This is a genomic window from Clostridioides sp. LIBA-6822, assembly GCF_056688955.1.
Genome location: NZ_CP196995.1, coordinates 4,127,244 through 4,147,134, shown reverse-complemented (window position 1 = coordinate 4,147,134; position 19,891 = coordinate 4,127,244). Strand labels below are relative to the sequence as shown.

The window sequence follows — 19,891 nt, the reverse complement described above, 5'->3', positions numbered from 1 at the left end:
GGGAAAGGACAAATGAACAAGGTTTATGTATCATATTATGGCGATTCTATTTCCATAGTTGAGGGCAGATATAAACATGATAAAGATAAGTTTTATATAAAAAGTTTTAATGCGTTTTCAATAGAGGATATTGCACAAGATTTTTCTAAGGAAAAGTATGCTCTATTGAGATACGCATTAGAAAATGTGAAGTTAAAATCAAGACACGTAGTTTTTTGTTTAAATACAAGAGATGTAATTCTAAAACCCCAAAAACTCCCTAAGATGGATAAAAAGGATTTAGATGGATTTATGAAGCTAGAAATGGATGAGATGATGGCTTTGGAATCAGATGAATATGTGTTTTCATATGAAGTATCTAGTGAAACATCAGATAGTTCAACTGGTGAGGAGTCAAGTTTGAATCTTATCATTGGAGCTATAAAAAAGGAAGAAATAAATGCAATTGTAGAGATAATGCATGAGTTTGATTTAATATTAGATAGAGTAGATACACTATCAACAGCTTATTTAAGAATTCTTAAAAATTTAGATTACAGTGACATAATGGTAACTAATATAAGTGACAATAGTACAATTATAAATATATATAAGAAAGATACTTTATTTATTAGTGATAATATACCTATAAGAATAACTGCAAAAGACATGGAAATGCAGTTATTAAATGTAGTAGAAGAATCAAAAGGTCTTATGAATTACTATTCATCAAGAAACTTTGGTAAAGTTACAGACACTATATTAATATTAGGAAAAAGATATTCCAATAAATTAATTTACGAGGCTTTTAGTTCTGCATTTTCAAATTATGTTTCTCAAGGTCTTACTGAAATAATGGATATATCTGATATGATAACTGGAGATATAGACGAAGACGATATAAATTCAATCGTAGAGATTCTAGGAAGTATGATAGAACCTAAAGGTAAAAAAGATTTTGAAAATATAAACTTTTTACCAATGGATATACTCAAAAAACAGATGAAAGCCAAACAAATGAAAAACATACTGAAAATAGCACCAATAGTTATATTAGTTCTTGCTATTCCATATTTATGTTTGATTTTTTTTAATAATCTAGCCAATAAAGAGCTTGAAAATGTTAATGATGAAATAAGAAATATTGAATCTGCATATTATCAGATTGGAAACATAGAAAAAATGATACAAAGCAAAACTGAAGAAATAAAGGTATATGATATGTTAATTGGGAAAAAGGTAAAATGGGAAAATTTATTGGATGATATAGATAAAAATACTCCAAGTAGAGTTGAACTAACGAACCTATCAACGACTTATCAAAATCTTGGGACTACTAATAAAACTGAGAACTCAAATAACAATAAAACTACCACAAATAAATCAAGTAGCAATGAAACAAAATCAAATACGAAAAGTAATAATGATGGAGATAAAACCAGCAGTGATTTAAATGAAGATAAGACTACAAATGTATCAGAAGCATTAACTGGAGATAGTGAAACTGATAGTGCTGATACAGAAAAAGATGATAAAACACCATTATATGATAAGATACCAAATGTTATAAACATAGAAGGAAACGCTAAAGATTCTTCTTATGTAGGTCAATTTTTATATAAATTAAAGGGCTTGTATTATTTTGAAGATGTTAAATTACATAGCATAAAAAATAATGAAGAAGATTCTAACTATACATTTAGTATGACATTATACCTGAAAGAAGGTGTATTAACTAATGAATAAAGATATATTTAAAAAAGATATAAAAGATATATTCAAAATGGAAGTTAGCTTAAAAGGAATTCTTATAAAAGTCATAATTTTATTAGCTATTTTATCATATGGATACTTTGGGCTTTATCCTCAATACCAAAAATATGTTGCTACAAAAAATTCTGTAAAACAATCTACAGAAAAATTAAATACATATAAAGAGAAAACAGCTCTTATGCCAAAATATGAAAAACAACTTAAAGAAGTTGAAAGTGAGCTGAAAGAAAAAAGCAAAAATCTTTTATATGATATGCAAGATGGACTTTTTTTAATAGGCTTAGATAAGAAAATGAAAGTATATAATATTGACTTAACTAGTTACGATGTTGGAAGTGTTAGAGAATATGAGCATTTTTATGGTGTATCAACAACAATAAGTGTTAGAGGGGATTATAGAAATGTCAAAAAATTAATGGCTTATTTAGAAGAACAAAAAAATGTTACTCAGATATTAGATTATACAATGACTTCATACATAGAGCCAGAAAAAGAAGAAAAAGAAACGACAAGCAATAAGGATTTAATTAAAAATGTGAACATAAATAAAGATACAAAAATATATTGGGTAGAAGGCGAAGACAAATGGCACTTATATAATGATTGTCCATTGATAAAAGAAGGCGAAATTTTAAAAAATGATAAGCTTTTAGATAGGTCTACTAGTTATCTATGTAATACTTGTGTACTTAGAGCAGCTACAGAGAAAGAAACACAAAAAGAAGTTGTGGCTCCAGAAGCAGAAGGTGTAGTAGATGCTACATTTAAATTTATAATGTACACTAAGGATAATACTACTATGATACTTGATACAGATAATCCATCTTCATGGAGACCAGGAAAATATAATCCATTTAAGTCTAGTGCAAAATAAAGCTAAATAGGCTTTAAAGATAGGTGATGAACTTGTACAAAAATAATGAAAAGGGTCTTACCTTATTAGAAATAATAGTAGCAGTATTTATATTAACTGTAGTTTTAAGTATTTCTTATAAAGTGTTTAATGGTATAACATCAGCAGTAAAGAAACAACAAATCATTACAGATGCTCAAGTAAATGTTAATTTGATTAATAAATATCTAAATAGGGATTTAGAAAACTGCAAAGAGGTAAGAAAAGCTAGTTCAGGTAGTAATTATGAATATAATATAGAGACACCAGATAATATCGTAAGGTATGAAGTTTCTATAGAAACTAAAAATAATACAGGAGTATATTCTGTAACGAGAATTCAAAAAGATACTCCTGATGCCGAAAATGCGGTTAGAGAAGAAATAATATCTAATCAACCACTAGTTCAAAATAATAAAGAAATGAAGGAAACACCATTTAAAATAGAGAAGCAAGCTGATAAATCTATTTATACTGTAAGTATATACTATAATGAATCAACACAAGAAAGTCAGAAAGATAGTGATTTAAATAATAAGACTTATACATTTGATGTTATGTCTAGAATTGGGTAATAAGAATTTATTTAAAAATAAGTAGGTTGATAAAATATGCGTAAAAAGAGTAATGAAAAAGGATTTTCTTTAATGGAAGTATTAGTAGCTATGGCTATTATGGGAATTATACTATTTGCATTTTTTAATATTATCAATACTAACAACAAAGCTAACACTAAAAATGATACAGATATAAGTTCCTTAAACTATGTTCAAAGTGAAATAGAAAATCTGAGAGGAAAAATAAAGAGTGGAGAATTTGATTTTGATAGTTTAGAAAAACGAGAAGACGGAACTGCCGTGTATGAAAAACTCATAGATAAGTCAAAAAAAGTTGTGTATGATAAAGTACTTAGTAAGGATGATGTGAGTTTATATGATACTCCGTATGAAAAGATTACAACAATAGAAAATAAAGATGGAGATTTAATTGACAAGGAAAGTATTGTAAATAAGATAAAGATTACTGTAGAAGATAAAAATGGTCAAATATATAAAATAACTGCAACTGGGAAAAGTATGAGTGATTATTCAAGTAAAAAAGAAGTTAAAATTGTAACTGAAGTATTTAAAGATAAATAATTTTACTTGGGGGTGAGATTTTGAGGAAGTGGAATAAATCTAAAAGTGAAAGAGGGGCAGCTTTAGTTTTAGTTTTGGTTGTAGTAGCATTGCTTTCTATTGTTGGGTTGACGTTTTCAAATCAGATAGCTAATAGAATAAAATCTACAAAGACTACTAATGAGGGTATACAAGCAAAGTATTTGGCAGAAACATGTGTGGAAAATAGTGTTGATAAAGCATATACAAAATTATATGATGAGCTTGAAAAAATAGATAATGAGTTTAAAAATGAAAATAAAGAAAAATCTATATCTAGGTCAACATTAAGGAATATATCAGATACAGATGTTAATAATCAAGATGAGGAAAATCTTCCAGTGGAGAGACTTGGGTATATGAATAATATAAAGTTCTATTTAAATAAGGCTGCTCCAGATTTAGAAAAAGCTAGTATAGAGTTAAAAAAATTACAGGGTTTAAATATATTTGATGATAGGGATATTGAAGATATAGCTGAAACTATTCTTTCACATAGAGATTCTACATTAAAAATTTGTAAGACTTATACTTCTGGAGATATCAGTAAAATAAATGAAAGTATTTTGGTTGGAGATATAGATTCAACTACATTACTTCAGACAAAGTTAGTAAATAATGATATTCTTTTAAAAATGTTTTTAGAAGGAAATAAAGTTGAAAATGAACATTTAAATGCGACCTTTTCGTACACTTATAAAGCTTTAGATAATATTTCCTTGGCAATGCAAAATATGATTGAGTACAGACATACATTTCATATTGATGAGCAAAAAGTAGAAGTATCTGATGGAATTCCAAATTATCAACAGTATCATGACTTAATACAAAATCCTATAATAAATGGGAATAGATATTGGAATAGTAAATGGGAGACATTAGAAGATATGTTAAGGGTTTTACCAAATCAAAATGAAGGGTTTAATGCTTTGAGAGTTCACTTGAGAAATAATGTAAAAAAATTTGAAAAATTAAGTGATAATATCTCTAATGGAAATAAAAATACAGCAGAAAATTTTCTGGAATATAAAGATTTACTATATGAGATATCAGAGCAATGCAATCAATTAAAAAGTTTGTCTTATGAGAAGATACCAGTAGAATATGATAATATGGCCTTGATAACAACTTTTGACTATATACAGAATGAGCTTTTAGCAGAGATAAAATGTAGACTGAAAGAATTAAAACCTCAAGAAGTTGATAAAACAGAAGATGCCACTATAAAAATACCTTTTTATAAAGCTGACTATGACATGACAAAGGAAAACTGGCCAGAATTAAAAGAAAATGGCTCAGGTGCAGAGTTAAGTTTAATAGTAACTGGTGATAAAAATGGAATAAAAGAGGTAGAAGTTAAAGATGGGCAAAAAAATATTCTTGGATTAGGCGTTGAAGAAAACTCAAATTCAAAATATGAAGTTGAAGCTAAAGTTAAATTTAATATAAATGTAGATTCAAATATATTAGATAATTATGACATAAAAGATAAAATTTCAATTAGTCATGACATAAGTTCATACAAAAAAGTAAACTAAACATAAAAATATAACTTAGTATAAACAAACAAGTAATAAAATAACTTTATATATTTATTGCTAAAAAAATAAGTAAACTAATGGAAGATATGGAGATTAAATATTATGTATATTTATGATTTATTGGAGCAAGGTATAAGACTAAATGCATCAGACATACACATAACAGTTGGAACAAATCCTGTAGCTAGAGTAAAAGGTGGATTTGTAAAACTAAGTGAACAGATACTTACACCAGAAATAACAATGCAAATGGCAAAAGACATAGCAGGGGAATCTATGTTTAAAGTAATAGAAGAACATGGAGAAGCTGATTTTTCAGCTTCTCTAAAAACAGGTGAGAGATTTAGGGTAAACTCATATAGACAAAAAGGAAATTACGCAATAGCAATAAGAACTATAACAGCGGAGATACCAACTTTTGAGAAATTAGGTCTTCCAGAAAATATAAAATCATTTACTGACAGACATAAAGGACTAGTTTTAGTTACAGGTCCAACAGGAAGTGGTAAAAGTACAACACTTGCAAGTATGATAAATATAATAAATGAAACACAACAAAAACATATAATTACACTTGAAGACCCAATAGAATATGTACATCGCCATAAACAAAGCTTAGTAAATCAAAGAGAAGTAGGAACTGATACTGAAAGTTTTCACTCAGCTCTTAGAGCTATCTTGCGTCAAGACCCAGATGTAATACTAATAGGAGAGATGAGAGACCCTGAAACTGTATCAATAGCATTAACAGCAGCTGAAACAGGTCATTTAGTATTTTCAACACTACATACAGTTGGAGCAGCTAAGACAATCGATAGAATAGTGGATATGTTCCAACCATCTCAACAGCAACAAATAAAAACTCAACTATCTACAGTTTGTGAAGGGGTAGTATCACAGCAATTACTTCCTACAGCAGATGGAAAAGGTAGAATAGCTGCAATTGAATTGATGTTTGCTACTCCAGCAATAAAAAACTTAATAAGAGAAGGTAAAACATATCAAATTCCAAACATGATACAAACTGGCGTCAAAGCAGGTATGAAGACTATGGACCAAGATTTAATGGAACTTTATAAAAACGGAAAAATTACAAAAGATATGGCACTTAGTAGATGTACTGACCAAGAATTTCTGACAAGAATGATAGGTGGAGTAAATTATAATGGACATTATAATCGTTAATTTATATGTATTTATAGTGGGTCTAGTATTTGGAAGTTTCTTTAATGTTTGTATTTTTAGGATTCCAGAGGGAATTTCTATTTCTAGACCTCCATCACATTGTATGAGTTGCAACACTAGACTAAAACCTATAGACTTAATACCAGTACTAAGCTATTTAATTAGTGGTAGAAAATGTAGATATTGTTGTGAGAAAATTTCTAGTAGATATGCTATAGTAGAATTAATTACAGGAATTTTATTTTTAACAGTATTCATGATATATGGAATATCTACAACAACTATTTATTATTTCGTTCTTGTATCTTTGCTGATTATAATAACATTTATAGATATTGACCACTTTATAATCCCAGATAAAATACTGATTTTTGGAGCTATATTCGCTATAATTTTTAATCTCCTTTTTAAAGAAATACCAATTAAAAGTTCAATTATAGGAGTTTTTATTTGTGGAGGAAGCGTTTGGCTTATTGTGATTTTGATTGAATTTATAGTAAAAAAAGAGTGTATGGGTGGAGGAGACATTAAACTATTTGCAATGATAGGTCTTTATATGGGTGTTAAAAATGGACTTTTGACTGCTCTATTAAGTGTTTATGTGGGAGCAGTATATGGAATTTGTGTGATAATCTTAAGTAAGATAAAGAAAAAGGAATACAATTCTGTTATACCTTATGGTCCATTTATATCAATTGGAGCATTAATAACAATCTTATGTGGTAAACAATTACTTGAACTTTATTTTTCTATGATTATGTAGATAATAGTTAAATTTAATCAAGTTTTAATTTTTATAAAAGTGAATTAAAGTATTCGATAAGGACAATATTATTATTAACCCTATTACTAAAGTGCTATAGGCTATGGAGTATATAATAATAATTTCCTTATTTTTTGCACATTTGATAAATAAATCTCTATGTATTTTTTGTGATAGAGCAAAGAAAAATCTATATAATATGTTTTTTATTTACATAATAACTGTAGTTTTATCTTTATTAATATATATAAAATTTGGAATTAGTGTAGAATGTGTACAATATATGGTATTAATTCCATTTCTAATAATTATATCCATTATAGATTACTACACAATATATGTATATGATATAACAATAGTTAGTGGTATAATAGTTCAAGGTATAATTTTTTTGGTCTTTTGTAATATTGTGCAATTTGACTATATAAATCATATAATTGGACTAGCGATAGGCTTTATTATACCTTATATTATTGCTAAATTAACAAAAGGATTAGGCTATGGAGATGTAGGTCTCTATAGCTTATGTTGCTTTGCATTGGGAAATAATTATGTATTTTATGTGATAGTTTTATCATTTATTTTAGCGTTTTTGTTTTTTATTGTTTTATACATAACTAAAATATTTAAAGGTATAAATGTAAAAAAGCAAATTCCTTTTACACCTTTTATTTCCCTATCGACAATTATAATAATATTTACAGAGTATAATATATTTGATTTTTATTATAGTTTGTTATACAAATTTATATAACAGGAGGTAAGAAATGTACGTAGTAGTAGGGTTAGGTAATCCAGGAAAGAAGTATGAGAAGACTAGACATAACGTTGGATTTGATGTCATAGATATTCTTGCAAAAGAATACAACATTAGTGTTACTAAAATAAAGCATAAGGCTTTAATTGGAGAAGGTAGAGCAGGTACTGAAAAAGTATTATTAGTAAAACCACAAACTTATATGAATTTAAGTGGGGAAACATTAATAGATATATATAAATATTACAAGGTTGATTTAAGTAATATAGTAGTAGTATATGATGATATAGATTTAGAGGTTGGAAAGATACGTATAAGAAAAAAGGGTAGTGGAGGAACGCATAATGGTATGAAGTCTATAACAAAATGCCTAGGTTCAAATGATTTTCCAAGAGTAAGAGTAGGTGTATCTAAGCCAGCAATTGGGCAAGATTTAGCTGATTTTGTACTTTCTAGATTTAGAAAAGAAGAATCTGATAATATAAATGAAGCATTAGAAAAAGCGGCATGTGCTATTGACTCTATAATAAGAGAAAACATAGATATGTCTATGAACAAATACAATGGATAGTGAGAGGGAGATTTAAATGAATGATGTTTTTTTATATCCTTTGCAAAATTCAAAAGAGTATAAAGATATAATAAACTGTATAAAAAATACAAAAGGCTCATTATTGGTTAATGGACTTTTGCCAGTACAAAAACCTCATATATCTTATTCTATGTTTAATGATTTGTCACGACAAATGATTTTTATAACTAGTAGTGATTTAGAAGCCAAGAAAGTATATGAAGATTTAAGTTTTTATATTGAAGATAAAGTTGAATATTTAGGATTTCAAGATATTTATTTTTATCACTTAGATGCAAAGGACAGAAACGAAGAGGCAAAGAAATTAAAGGTATTGTTAAAACTAGCAAATAGGGAAAAAATAATTTTAGTAACTTCTATTGAAGCGGTTTTAAGAAAATACATACCAAAACAAGTTTTACTTGATAGTGTATCTCATTATAAGGTGGGAGACAGTTTAGATTTAGAAAAACTAACTGAGAAACTAGTTTCATTAGGATATGAAAGAGTTTCAAAAATAGAGGGGTTTGGTCAGTTTAGTATAAGAGGTGGAATTATTGACGTGTTTTCACTTGAATATACAAATCCAATTCGTATGGAATTATTTGATGATGAGATAGATTCCATACGAACTTTTGACGTATATTCGCAAAAATCAATTGATAAATTACAACAATTTTCTATAACGCCATCTAGAGAATTTATTTATCCAGAGAAAACTACAGATGCATTAGTTAAACTAAAAAAAGAAACAACTAAGATTACTGATGAAGGTACATTTCAAAATATAGACTATATATCAAGCAAGACTTATTTTGAAGGTGTAGAAAACTATATAGACTATATTTATCCAGAAGAAAACAAAAGTATATTTACCTATCTAGCAGATGATGCAATAGTATTTATCAATGATATAACAAGGCTTAAAGAAAGATGCGAAAATTATATAAATGAGTTTAGAGAAAATTACAAACTGAATCTTGAAAGAGGCTTGGCTATTAAAAACCAAGGAAAATTATTATATCATTATGCAGACTTAGAATATCTAGTAAAAGACAAGTCTGTAGTTTTAAACTCACTATTGCCAAAGTCTATAAATAATTTTTCTATAAAATCTATAATCAACTTTGAAAGTAGAGAAGTTCCTACATTCAATGGAAAAGTAGATTTGCTTATAGAAGAATTAAATCGACTGAAATATAATGGATACAAAATAATTTTAGCAACAAATACATTGGAAAGAGCAACTAAATTAAGAAAAGATTTATTGGATAAAGGCTTAGAAACAACTGTTTCTAAAGATAGAGATATTGAAATTAAATCTTCTCAAATTGTAATCGTACCTGCACATATAAACAGTGGTTTCCAGTATAAATCAATAAAGTTTGTTGTTATAACAGATAATGAAATGATAGGTGTTTATAAAAGAGCATCTAAAGCTAGCAATAAAAAAGCTAAAAAAGGGAAAAAGATAGAATCATTTTTAGATTTAAGTGTTGGTGATTATGTAGTACATGAAAATAGTGGTGTAGGTAGATACACAGGGATTGAACAGATTACAGTCAATGCTATTAAAAAAGATTATATGAAAATAGTTTATCAAGGTGGAGATAATCTATATGTGCCAATAGACCAGATGGATAAAGTACAGAAATATATTGGTGCAGAGGTAGAAAAAGTTAAGTTAAATAAGCTTGGAACCAATGAATGGACAAAGGCAAAAGCAAAAGTCAAAAAAGAAATTGAGGACATGACAAAGGACTTAATTGAACTTTATGCAAAACGTGAAAAAATACAAGGATATAAGTTTTCAAAAGATACACCTTGGCAGGCAGAGTTTGAGTCATTATTTCCATATCAAGAGACAGAAGACCAATTAAAGGCAATAGAAGAAACTAAAAAAGATATGGAATCAAGTAAGGTAATGGACAGACTTGTATGTGGAGACGTTGGTTATGGAAAAACAGAAGTGGCGATTAGAAGTATTTTTAAAGCTTGTATGGACCAAAAACAAGTTGCTGTACTAGTTCCAACAACCATACTAGCTCAACAACACTATAATACATTTAAAGAGAGATTTGAAAATTATCCTTTGAGAGTGGAAGTTTTAAGCAGATTTAAAACGCCAAAACAACAAAAACAAATTATTGAAGATGCAAAAAAAGGATTAGTAGATATTTTGATTGGAACACATAGAATAATATCCAAAGATATAAATTTACCAAATTTAGGTCTTGTAGTTATTGATGAGGAACAAAGATTTGGGGTAAAACATAAGGAAGCTTTAAAGAAAATTAAATCTACAGTAGATGTACTTACACTTTCAGCAACTCCTATACCAAGAACCTTACATATGTCTTTAAGTGGAATAAGAGACATGAGTGTTATAGAAGAACCTCCACAAGAAAGACACCCTGTAATAACATATGTTACAGAGAGTAAGGAAAGCGTAATTCAAGATGAAATAGAGAGAGAATTAAGTAGAGGTGGACAGGTATTTTTCGTATACAATAGAGTTGAGCATATTGAAGAAATGGCAAGTATGATTCAAAAGCTCGTACCAGATGCTAGAGTAGCTGTTGCACATGGAAGAATGACTTCTAAATCATTAGAAAATATAATCCTAGGATTTTTAAATAAAGAATATGATGTACTAGTTTGTACTACAATAATCGAAACGGGTATGGACATATCCAATGCAAATACAATGATTATATATGATGCAGATAAAATGGGATTAGCTCAACTTTACCAATTGAGAGGTAGAGTTGGAAGAAGCTCCAGACAAGGATATGCGTATCTTTTATATGAAAAAGACAAAACTCTGAGTGAGATAGCAGAGAAGAGATTAAAAGCTATTAGGGAATTTACAGAGTTTGGCTCAGGTTTTAAAATAGCAATGAGAGACCTTGAAATAAGAGGTGCTGGAAATATTTTAGGCTCTCAGCAACATGGTCATATGGCAGTCATAGGTTATGATTTGTATGTTAAAATGCTTAATGATGCAATTAAAAAGGTTAAAGGTGAGCCTATTGTGGAAGAAATTGATGTTGAAATAGATTTAAGTGTAAATGCATACATTCCAGATAATTATATAAAAGATGAATTGATTAAGATTGAAATGTACAAAAAAATAGCTTCTATTGAAAATAAAGAAGATATGTTGGAGATACAAGAAGAACTTGAGGACAGATTCTCTGATATACCTAAACCAGTTCAGACACTACTTACAATAGCTTATATAAAATCATTGTGTAAGGTATTGAAAATAGAAAAAATAAGACAATTAAAAGATGAAATATTATTAGTTCCAATAACAAAGTATAGAACTAAACAGAAAATAGGTTATAATATAGTTACAGAATTAGAAGAATTATTAGAAAAAATGTGCAAGGTGAAATAACTTGTAAATTTAAGAAGGGATGTTTTAAATTTGAAAAAAGTAATAACATTGGCAATAGCTATGATTTTGGTAGTATCTATGACTGCCTGTAGTTCTAGTAAAGAAGAAACTGTAGCGACAGTTGAAGGAGCAAAGATATCATCAGATGAATTTAAAAAAACTATAGCTCTTTATAAAGATTCTATGGAACAAACTTATGGAAAAGATATATGGGATAAGGAAGTTGAAAAAGGTGTAAAGTATAAGGACAAGTTTAAGGATTTAATTCTTGACCAACTTATAACTACAGAAGTAATATATTCTCAAGCTAAAAAAGATAACTTACTTCCTAAGAAAGAAGATGTTGAAAAAAGTCTTAAAGATTTAAAAGATGCTATGAGTAAGGACGAAAAATATAAAGAACAGCTTAAAAAGTTAGGAATAGATGATGCATTTTTAAAAGACCAACAAGAGAAAGATTTAGCTATGCAAAACTATCAAAGTAGTTTCGCTAAAAAGACTAAAATATCAGATGAAGAAATGAAAAAATACTATGATGAGCACAAAGATGAATTTAAAAAAGATGAGGTAGAAGCTTCTCATATTTTATTAAAAACAGTAGATGAGAATAACAAGCCACTTTCAGATGAGAAAAAAGCAGAAGCTAAGAAAAAGGCTGAAGAAGCTCTTAAAGAAGTTAAATCAGGTGAAGATTTTGCAAAAGTAGCAAAAAAATATTCACAAGACTCTACAGCAAGTGATGGTGGTAAATTAGGTTTCTTCTCAAGAGGACAAATGGTTGCTGAGTTTGAAGAAGCTGCTTTTTCTATGAAAAAGGGTGAAGTATCTAATTTAGTTGAAACTCAATATGGATATCATATAATTAAAGTAACAGACAAAGTAAATGAGCAAACATCATTTGAAGATGCAAAAGAAACTATAAAAGACCAATTGTTAAAAAATAAGTATCAAGAGCAAATAGAAAAATTAACTAAAGAAGCTAAAGTGGAAAAAGATGAAAAAGTAATAAATAAAATCACAATCTAAAAACTAAAAAAAGAGTAATATGCTTAAAAAAGCTATATCTAGATAAGATATAGCTTTTTTTGTATATTTTTCTTAACAATGGTAAAAATAAACTTAAAGTAATTTATGGAGGGATTAAAAAATATGAAAGCAACAGGTATAGTTAGAAGAATAGATGATCTTGGAAGGGTAGTTATACCAAAAGAGATAAGAAAGACATTAAGAATTAGAGAAGGAGACCCTTTAGAGATATTCACAGCAAAAGATGGAGAAGTCATACTTAAAAAATACTCTCCAATAGGAGAATTAAATGAATTCTCTCAAGAATATGCTGAAACATTAGCTGAAGTGCTAGGATATGGTGTATTGATAACAGACTTAGATTCTATAATAGCTGTATCTAAACTTCCTAAAAAAGATTATAAAGAAAAAAGTATAAGTGATGAGCTAGAAGCAATAATAAGTGAAAGGACAGTAAAATATTCAAAAGATAAAAACCTTTTACCTTTATTTAAAGAAGACCAAAAAGAATATACTAGTCAAGTTATTATGCCTATAATTAGTGCATCTGGTGACTGTATAGGTTCAATTGTAGTAGTTTCAAAAGATAAAGATACAATTGCAGAAAATGAAGAAAAATCTTTGAAAATTGCTGCTAACTTTTTAGGAAAACAAGTTCAATAATTTTATCATAAAGACCTTTTAAATGAAGGTCTTTTGAAGTTTTTGTGTAAAATATTGAATATAGCATCAAAAATATGGTATATTAAAGTTTGTTATATAAACAGTATGGAGGTTATGTTATGAACAATAACAAAAATAAAGACTCCTTTTTAAAGGGAGCCCTTATACTTGGGCTAGCAGGTGTAATCGTAAAAATAATGGGAGGATTTTTTAGAATCCCTCTTGGGAACATGATTGGTTCAGAAGGAATGGGATACTATCAGGCTGCTTATCCTGTGTATACTCTATTTTTAACATTAGCTACTGCTGGATTCCCAACGGCCGTGGCAAAATTGGTTTCGGAAAAAGTTGCCATTGGAAATTTTAAAGGTGCAAATAAGATATTTAAGGTATCACATACAGTTTTATTTATAACCGGAATAATATCATTTTGTATATTATTTTTTGGTGCCGACTACATAGTAACAAACATAATGAAAAATCCAGGTGCATTATACTCTATGAAAGCTATTGCTCCAGCATTATTATTTGTCCCTGCAATGTCTGCGTATAGAGGATATTTTCAAGGGAGACAAGATATGACTAAGATTGCTGTGTCTCAAGTTGCAGAGCAATTTTTTAGAGTTGTATTAGGTCTTACTTTGGCCTACCTACTTATGAAAAGTCTAGGTCAGACTTTTGGAGCAGCTGGTGCTATATCAGGAGCTACAATAGGTTCAGTAGCATCTATGATTTACTTGATGTTTGCTTATATGCTAGGAAGAAAAGAGCGTAGAGCAGAGATAGATGCAAGTCAAAGATTTAAAGATGAGAGAGTTTCTTATATTTTTAAAAAGCTTTTAATTGTTGCTATCCCTATAACAATAGGAGCATCAGTAATGCCACTTGTAAATATGATAGATAATGTTATCGTGATAAGAAGACTTATGGAAGCAGGCTTTACATACAAAGTAGCAAATTCAATGTTTGGTCAGTTAACAGGTATGGCAATGGCCACAATAAATTTACCAGCAGTTATAACAACTGCAATGAGTATGAGCTTAGTGCCAGCAATTTCTAAAGCATATGCATTAGGAAATAAGTCAAAAGCTAGAAAAGATACTAAGAGTGCAGTTAAGGTAACTTTACTTATAGTGTTACCTTGTGCGTTTGGTATGGCTTCTTTAGCAATACCAATAATGGGTCTTTTATTTCCACATGAACCATCTTCTGTAGGAACTATTTTGTTTACTCTTACTCCATGTGTATTATTTTTAGGTTTAATACAAACATTAACTGGTATAATTCAAGGAATGGGAAAACCAATAATCCCTGTAATTGCCCTATGTGCTGGTATGTTATGTAAGATTGTGATAAGTTATACTTTGACAGGGATACCAGATATTAATGTATTGGGTTCTGCATTTGGGACAGTTACAGCATACTTTGTAGCAGCTATGATTAACTTATTATATGTTAAAAAACACATGAATGTAAACTTCCCTAAAAAAGAATTTATAATAAAGCCATTTATAACAGTTATGACAATGTTTATAATGGTTAAGTTGAGTTACGGTGCTTTAGTTGGATTCTTAGGAAATAGCATATCTACAATAATTGCAATATGTATTGGTGGAATTGTATATGTAGTAGTTATACTTGGAATAGGTGGAGTTAAAAAAGAAGAGATTTTAACTATGCCAAAAGGTGATAAATTATATAAATTGTTAAAAAAAGTTAAACTTATAAGATAATATAGGAATATATATGTAAATAAAGGAAATACTATACAAATAGTAAAGCTCCTTATTTGCATAATAATACAAAAATAAAGTGAAATTTGCTAATAGGAGTGATGTTATGGGTAAGATAAGTATTGTAGGTCTTGGACCAGGAGATTATTCTCTTATAAGCCAAGGTGTTTTAGAATCTTTAAAAAATAGCCCTAGAGTCTTTTTTAGAACAGAGAAACATCCAATAATTGATAAACTTAAAGAAACTATACAATACACTTCTTTAGACTATTTTTATGAAAATGAAGAAAATTTTGAAAATGTCTATTTAAAAATATCTGAGTTTATCATAGAAGAAGCTACAAAGGGTGACTTAATATATGCTGTTCCTGGTCATCCAAGAGTCGCAGAAAAGACTGTAAGTATAATAGAAAGACTAGCCAATGAAAAGCACATAACAGTAGAAATATTGCCTTCTATGAGCTTTGTAGACGCTATGTTTAACTATTTGGGCATAGACCCATCTGAAGGCTTTAAATTGATAGATGCTTTTGAAATAGAAAATTCATATATAGACTTAGATACTAGTATGATAATAACTCAAGTATATGATAAATTTATAGCATCTAATGTAAAGTTAAAGCTTATGGAATACTATGACTATAATCAAGAAGTATGTATAGTAAATGGAGCAGGTGTCAAAGATTTAGAAAGTAAAAAGTTTATAAAACTGTGCGAATTGGACAGAAATGAAAACTTTTTTGACTATTTAACTAGCTTATATATACCCAAAAGTTCTAAAAAGATGTATAATACAGTACATGACTTAGAAATAATAGTTAATACACTTAGAAGTCCATCTGGATGTGAATGGGATAAAAAACAAACGCATCAGTCATTAAAAAATTCTGTTATAGAGGAAGCATATGAGCTTTGTAATGCAATTGACAATAATGATATAGATGAAATGGTAGAAGAACTAGGAGATGTTCTTTTACAAGTTATATTCCATTGTCAGATAGGAAATGAGGAGGGCTACTTTGATTTAAAAGAAGTAGTAAATGGAATCTGTAAAAAATTAATTCATAGACATCCTCATATATTTAGTGGTGTAAAACTAGATATGTCTAAGTTTGAAAAAACTTGGGAAGAATTAAAGAAGGAAGAAAAGGGCGAAAGCACTGTAACAGATGGTCTTAGAAGGATACCAAAACATCTACCAGCTCTTATGAAGGCTAGTAAAGTTCAACATAAAGCAGCCCTTGTTGGCTTTGATTGGGACAATGTAGAAGATGTATTTAAAAAAATTGAAGAAGAATATCAGGAATTACTTGACGAACACAGGGTCGGGAATATAAAATACATAAAGGAAGAACTAGGCGATTTATTATTTTCGGTAGTAAATCTAGCTAGATTTTTAGACATAGACTCAGGAGAAGCCTTGAACTGTACTACAGATAAATTCATAAATAGATTTGAGTTTGTAGAGAAAAGTGCAATGAATTTAAATAAAAAATTAGAAGACATGACACTTGAAGAGATGGATGAATTTTGGAATCAGGCTAAAAAACAATAAAATTGTGGAAGGAAATTTGTCAAAAATCTAGAACTTTTATCACAAAGATAGAAGTCTATATTATAAACATTTTTAGGAGGTAAATATCGTGAATAAAGCTGAATTAGTATCAAAGATGGCAGAAAAAAGTGGATTAACAAAGAAGGAAGCAGAGGCTGCATTAAACGCATTTATGAGTTCTGTTCAAGATGCACTAGTAAATAATGAAAAAGTTCAATTAGTTGGATTTGGAACATTTGAGACAAGAGAAAGAGCTGCTAGACAAGGAAGAAATCCAAGAGATCCAGAGCAAGTTATAGATATACCAGCTTCTAAAGCACCAGTTTTCAAAGCTGGAAAAGGATTAAAGGATATAATAAATGGATAATTAGAAATCTTGTGAAAAAGTGTGGATAAATTTGCCACACTTTTTCTATAGAACTAAGGAAGGTGATAATTATGAGATTAGATAAGTTTTTAAAAGTATCTAGGATTATAAAGAGAAGAACTGTTGCTAAAGAGGCATGTGATAAAGGAATTGTCACTATAAATGGAAAAGTTGCTAAATCTTCTTCAGAAGTGAATATTGGAGACACATTAGAAATACAATTTGGAGAGAAAAAGATGAAGCTTAAGATAAATGAAGTAAAAGAGCATGTGTTAAAAAATGATGCAAAAGAAATGTATGAAATTTTAGAATAAAATTGATAGTCCTCTAGTATATTAATAGTAGTATTAGTGAAATATTTACTGGGGGGATATTATGGAACAGAACATAACTTTGAAAGATAGATCAAAGCTGGTTATTTCAGGAGTCGAGCACATATATTCTTTTAATGACAAAAGAGTTGAGCTTAAAACTTCTGTAGGCGAGATGGTGATTGAAGGCGAGAACCTAGATATGAGCAAGCTAAGTATAGACGAAAATATAATTAGCATAGATGGAACTATAAATTCTATGGTGTATGCAAAGCCTAAAAAGCCACAAGAGAGTTTCTTGAAAAAGGTATTTAGATAGATGATACCTTTCACTCAAGATGTAAGTATTTTTTATGCTACTATTTATGGTGGAATACTTATAGGAGTATTGTTTGATTTTTATAGAGGTCTAAGAGGAAACTTTAAATTTATCAATTATTTCGCAATAATCTTTGATGTGTTGTTTTGGTTTCTAGCAACGGCTATAATATTTCTAACAATAAACCTTACGGAATTTTTTGATTTAAGATATTACCATTTTGTGGCTTTGTTTATTGGTTTTATTTTATACTATAACACCATAAGTAAAATTGTTTTATCAATTATCAATAAAATAATCTGTTTTGTGAGGAATTTTTTAAAAAAAGTTATACACTACATAGTCAGTTTTTTAAATAATTTGTATTACGTTATAATCTATTCACTACACCTACTATTTGATATTATATTTTATATACCAAACATATTTATAGCAACAAAGAAGGGTATAAAAAGAAAATCAAATAAAAAATCAAAGAGCAAGAAAAAAACAAAACCTAAGAAGAAAAAAAATAAAACTAAAAAAAGGGTGTAGAGAAAATGAACTTAAGAAAAAAATTTTCAGGACAAATTGTTGTTATCAGTTTATTTTTAGGAATATCAGTTTTTAGTATGATAACAGGGTTTGTATTTGAGTACACAAAAGCCAAGGAATATAAAAAAGAAATAGCAAGTCTAAATAAACAATTAAAAAAGACTGAAATACAAATAAACAGCTTAAAGAAAGATGAAAAATCATATGAAGGAGACTTAGAAGAAATAGCAAGAAAAAGATTAAATATGGTAAAGCCTAATGAAACTGTTTATGTTGATATAAATCGTTGATTAAAGCTTGCTAATAAGTTTACAGATGTATTGATTTTAAAATTTAAGATTTGATAAAAAAGTCATTCAGTTTAAGGATGGCTTTTTATTTTTATTGAGGAGGTATTTCATAATGAAAGTAGGAGCTATAGACATTGGGACAAACTCAATGAGATTATTAATAGCAGATTATAGAGATGGAAATCTCATAAACAGAAAAAAGTTTGTTAATACAACTAGAATTGGGCATGGTGTAGATAGTAAAGGATATATAAAAGAAGATGCTATTCAAAGAAATATAGATGCCTTAAAAGAATTCTCTGATAAGTGTAATGATGAAAAGTGTGAGAAGGTATATTGTATGGGAACATCTGCCCTTAGAGATAGCAAAAATGGAGATTACTTTGTTAAACTTGCAAAAGAAGAAACTGGAATAGATGTTGATATAGTTACAGGAATAGAAGAATCGAATTTGGGATTTAAGGGTGTCTTAGAAGGTATACAAGGTGATGATAATATTATTGTTATAGATATTGGTGGAGGTTCAACAGAATTTATTATAGGCGACTCAGATGGAATTAAATTTAATAAAAGTGAAAATGTAGGTGCTCTTAGAATGACAGAGAGATTTTTAAAGCATGATATCATTGAAGATGAAGAGTTTGAAAATATGAGTTCATTTATATATAACGAGATTGATGAAACTTTAAATTATATAAAAGAAAGGGGATTAAAAACTCTTATAGGCATAGGTGGTACGATTACATCATTATCAGCAATGAATCAAGAATTAGAGGTTTACTCTATGGAAAAAATACATAATAGTAAAATACACAAAAAAGAAATAGAAGAAATTCTACAAAAATTAATAAACATGACATTAAGTGATAAAAAGAACTTAAAAGGGCTACAAGAAAAACGTGCGGATATTATAACTGCTGGTGTAAAAATATTGAATATAATAATGGAAAAATTAGAAATAGAAGAAATAACCGTAAGTGAATACGATAATTTGGAAGGCTTAATATGTCAAAAGTCAAAAAAAATGTATTAATATTTTTTGATTTTTAAAACCGATTATGACAAAAAAAAT

20 protein-coding genes are annotated in these 19,891 nt (G+C 28.6%); all 20 read left to right on the top strand.

Annotation, left to right across the window (positions count from 1 at the left end; all coding sequences use genetic code 11):
* The first annotated feature begins 12 nt into the window (after positions 1–12).
* The 20 genes from ACTG48_RS19685 to ACTG48_RS19590 all read left to right on the top strand — a co-directional run bounded on the left by ACTG48_RS19685 (position 13) and on the right by ACTG48_RS19590 (position 19,852).
* Positions 13–1,725: a PilN domain-containing protein gene (locus ACTG48_RS19685; RefSeq protein ID WP_021386433.1), complete on the top strand. Its 1,713-nt coding sequence runs from the start codon at positions 13–15 to the stop codon at positions 1,723–1,725.
* Positions 1,718–2,626, top strand: a complete 909-nt coding sequence (gene pilO / locus ACTG48_RS19680) for a type 4a pilus biogenesis protein PilO (protein ID WP_021386425.1) — start codon at positions 1,718–1,720, stop codon at positions 2,624–2,626. Before ACTG48_RS19685 ends, pilO begins: the two co-directional genes overlap by 8 nt.
* Positions 2,627–2,652: 26 nt before the next feature.
* On the top strand, positions 2,653–3,219 hold the full coding sequence (locus ACTG48_RS19675) for a prepilin-type N-terminal cleavage/methylation domain-containing protein (RefSeq protein ID WP_044214030.1): 567 nt from the start codon (positions 2,653–2,655) through the stop codon (positions 3,217–3,219).
* A gap of 36 nt (positions 3,220–3,255) precedes the next feature.
* The gene (locus tag ACTG48_RS19670; protein ID WP_021386398.1) at positions 3,256–3,783 is read left to right on the top strand and encodes a prepilin-type N-terminal cleavage/methylation domain-containing protein; all 528 of its coding nucleotides are present in this window, start codon (positions 3,256–3,258) and stop codon (positions 3,781–3,783) included.
* A 20-nt stretch (positions 3,784–3,803) separates the two neighbouring features.
* Positions 3,804–5,339 carry a hypothetical protein gene (locus ACTG48_RS19665; protein ID WP_021386435.1) on the top strand — a complete coding sequence of 512 codons (1,536 nt, stop codon included), beginning with the start codon at positions 3,804–3,806 and terminating at the stop codon, positions 5,337–5,339.
* Between the two features lie 105 nt (positions 5,340–5,444).
* Positions 5,445–6,527 (top strand): type IV pilus twitching motility protein PilT, encoded by a 1,083-nt coding sequence (locus ACTG48_RS19660; protein WP_021386438.1) that lies wholly within the window; start codon positions 5,445–5,447, stop codon positions 6,525–6,527.
* The gene (locus ACTG48_RS19655; RefSeq protein ID WP_479917767.1) at positions 6,508–7,290 is read left to right on the top strand and encodes a prepilin peptidase; all 783 of its coding nucleotides are present in this window, start codon (positions 6,508–6,510) and stop codon (positions 7,288–7,290) included. The genes ACTG48_RS19660 and ACTG48_RS19655 overlap by 20 nt, the downstream gene beginning before the upstream one ends.
* A gap of 103 nt (positions 7,291–7,393) precedes the next feature.
* Positions 7,394–8,044, top strand: coding sequence for a prepilin peptidase (locus ACTG48_RS19650; RefSeq protein WP_021386427.1), 651 nt, complete (start codon positions 7,394–7,396; stop codon positions 8,042–8,044).
* 13 nt (positions 8,045–8,057) lie between these two features.
* Positions 8,058–8,618, top strand: coding sequence for an aminoacyl-tRNA hydrolase (gene pth, locus ACTG48_RS19645; RefSeq protein ID WP_479917766.1), 561 nt, complete (start codon positions 8,058–8,060; stop codon positions 8,616–8,618).
* A gap of 16 nt (positions 8,619–8,634) precedes the next feature.
* Positions 8,635–12,021 carry a transcription-repair coupling factor gene (mfd, locus tag ACTG48_RS19640; protein ID WP_479917765.1) on the top strand — a complete coding sequence of 1,129 codons (3,387 nt, stop codon included), beginning with the start codon at positions 8,635–8,637 and terminating at the stop codon, positions 12,019–12,021.
* A gap of 30 nt (positions 12,022–12,051) precedes the next feature.
* Entirely contained in the window at positions 12,052–13,047 is a 996-nt protein-coding gene (locus tag ACTG48_RS19635; protein ID WP_021386426.1) for a peptidylprolyl isomerase, read from the top strand.
* A 123-nt stretch (positions 13,048–13,170) separates the two neighbouring features.
* Positions 13,171–13,710 carry a stage V sporulation protein T gene (spoVT, locus tag ACTG48_RS19630; protein WP_021386391.1) on the top strand — a complete coding sequence of 180 codons (540 nt, stop codon included), beginning with the start codon at positions 13,171–13,173 and terminating at the stop codon, positions 13,708–13,710.
* A 119-nt stretch (positions 13,711–13,829) separates the two neighbouring features.
* Positions 13,830–15,443: a putative polysaccharide biosynthesis protein gene (locus ACTG48_RS19625; protein WP_479917764.1), complete on the top strand. Its 1,614-nt coding sequence runs from the start codon at positions 13,830–13,832 to the stop codon at positions 15,441–15,443.
* Positions 15,444–15,549: 106 nt separating this feature from the next.
* Entirely contained in the window at positions 15,550–16,998 is a 1,449-nt protein-coding gene (gene yabN, locus ACTG48_RS19620) for a bifunctional methyltransferase/pyrophosphohydrolase YabN (protein ID WP_021386437.1), read from the top strand.
* Between the two features lie 88 nt (positions 16,999–17,086).
* Entirely contained in the window at positions 17,087–17,365 is a 279-nt protein-coding gene (locus ACTG48_RS19615) for an HU family DNA-binding protein (protein ID WP_003421415.1), read from the top strand.
* A 71-nt stretch (positions 17,366–17,436) separates the two neighbouring features.
* A complete protein-coding gene (locus tag ACTG48_RS19610; protein ID WP_021386414.1) occupies positions 17,437–17,679 on the top strand; it encodes an RNA-binding S4 domain-containing protein in 243 nt (80 codons plus the stop codon).
* Between the two features lie 61 nt (positions 17,680–17,740).
* Positions 17,741–17,995 (top strand): YabP/YqfC family sporulation protein, encoded by a 255-nt coding sequence (locus ACTG48_RS19605; RefSeq protein WP_003421411.1) that lies wholly within the window; start codon positions 17,741–17,743, stop codon positions 17,993–17,995.
* Positions 17,996–18,529 carry a spore cortex biosynthesis protein YabQ gene (gene yabQ / locus ACTG48_RS19600; RefSeq protein ID WP_021386407.1) on the top strand — a complete coding sequence of 178 codons (534 nt, stop codon included), beginning with the start codon at positions 17,996–17,998 and terminating at the stop codon, positions 18,527–18,529.
* 5 nt (positions 18,530–18,534) lie between these two features.
* Positions 18,535–18,819 carry an FtsB family cell division protein gene (locus tag ACTG48_RS19595; protein WP_479917763.1) on the top strand — a complete coding sequence of 95 codons (285 nt, stop codon included), beginning with the start codon at positions 18,535–18,537 and terminating at the stop codon, positions 18,817–18,819.
* A 112-nt stretch (positions 18,820–18,931) separates the two neighbouring features.
* Positions 18,932–19,852, top strand: coding sequence for a Ppx/GppA phosphatase family protein (locus ACTG48_RS19590; protein WP_479917762.1), 921 nt, complete (start codon positions 18,932–18,934; stop codon positions 19,850–19,852).
* Positions 19,853–19,891 lie beyond the last annotated feature (39 nt).

Excerpts from the sequence above, each read along its gene's own strand:
- ACTG48_RS19625 (WP_479917764.1), top strand. The coding sequence starts at position 13,830 with ATGAACAATAACAAAAATAAAGACTCCTTTTTAAAGGGAGCCCTTATA.
- pth (WP_479917766.1), top strand. The coding sequence starts at position 8,058 with ATGTACGTAGTAGTAGGGTTAGGTAATCCAGGAAAGAAGTATGAGAAG.
- ACTG48_RS19590 (WP_479917762.1), top strand. The coding sequence starts at position 18,932 with ATGAAAGTAGGAGCTATAGACATTGGGACAAACTCAATGAGATTATTA.
- mfd (WP_479917765.1), top strand. The coding sequence starts at position 8,635 with ATGAATGATGTTTTTTTATATCCTTTGCAAAATTCAAAAGAGTATAAA.
- ACTG48_RS19670 (WP_021386398.1), top strand. The coding sequence starts at position 3,256 with ATGCGTAAAAAGAGTAATGAAAAAGGATTTTCTTTAATGGAAGTATTA.
- ACTG48_RS19610 (WP_021386414.1), top strand. The coding sequence starts at position 17,437 with ATGAGATTAGATAAGTTTTTAAAAGTATCTAGGATTATAAAGAGAAGA.
- yabQ (WP_021386407.1), top strand. The coding sequence starts at position 17,996 with ATGATACCTTTCACTCAAGATGTAAGTATTTTTTATGCTACTATTTAT.
- yabN (WP_021386437.1), top strand. The coding sequence starts at position 15,550 with ATGGGTAAGATAAGTATTGTAGGTCTTGGACCAGGAGATTATTCTCTT.
- ACTG48_RS19655 (WP_479917767.1), top strand. The coding sequence starts at position 6,508 with ATGGACATTATAATCGTTAATTTATATGTATTTATAGTGGGTCTAGTA.
- ACTG48_RS19675 (WP_044214030.1), top strand. The coding sequence starts at position 2,653 with ATGAACTTGTACAAAAATAATGAAAAGGGTCTTACCTTATTAGAAATA.
- ACTG48_RS19595 (WP_479917763.1), top strand. The coding sequence starts at position 18,535 with ATGAACTTAAGAAAAAAATTTTCAGGACAAATTGTTGTTATCAGTTTA.
- ACTG48_RS19685 (WP_021386433.1), top strand. The coding sequence starts at position 13 with ATGAACAAGGTTTATGTATCATATTATGGCGATTCTATTTCCATAGTT.
- spoVT (WP_021386391.1), top strand. The coding sequence starts at position 13,171 with ATGAAAGCAACAGGTATAGTTAGAAGAATAGATGATCTTGGAAGGGTA.
- pilO (WP_021386425.1), top strand. The coding sequence starts at position 1,718 with ATGAATAAAGATATATTTAAAAAAGATATAAAAGATATATTCAAAATG.
- ACTG48_RS19650 (WP_021386427.1), top strand. The coding sequence starts at position 7,394 with ATGGAGTATATAATAATAATTTCCTTATTTTTTGCACATTTGATAAAT.
- ACTG48_RS19605 (WP_003421411.1), top strand. The coding sequence starts at position 17,741 with ATGGAACAGAACATAACTTTGAAAGATAGATCAAAGCTGGTTATTTCA.
- ACTG48_RS19660 (WP_021386438.1), top strand. The coding sequence starts at position 5,445 with ATGTATATTTATGATTTATTGGAGCAAGGTATAAGACTAAATGCATCA.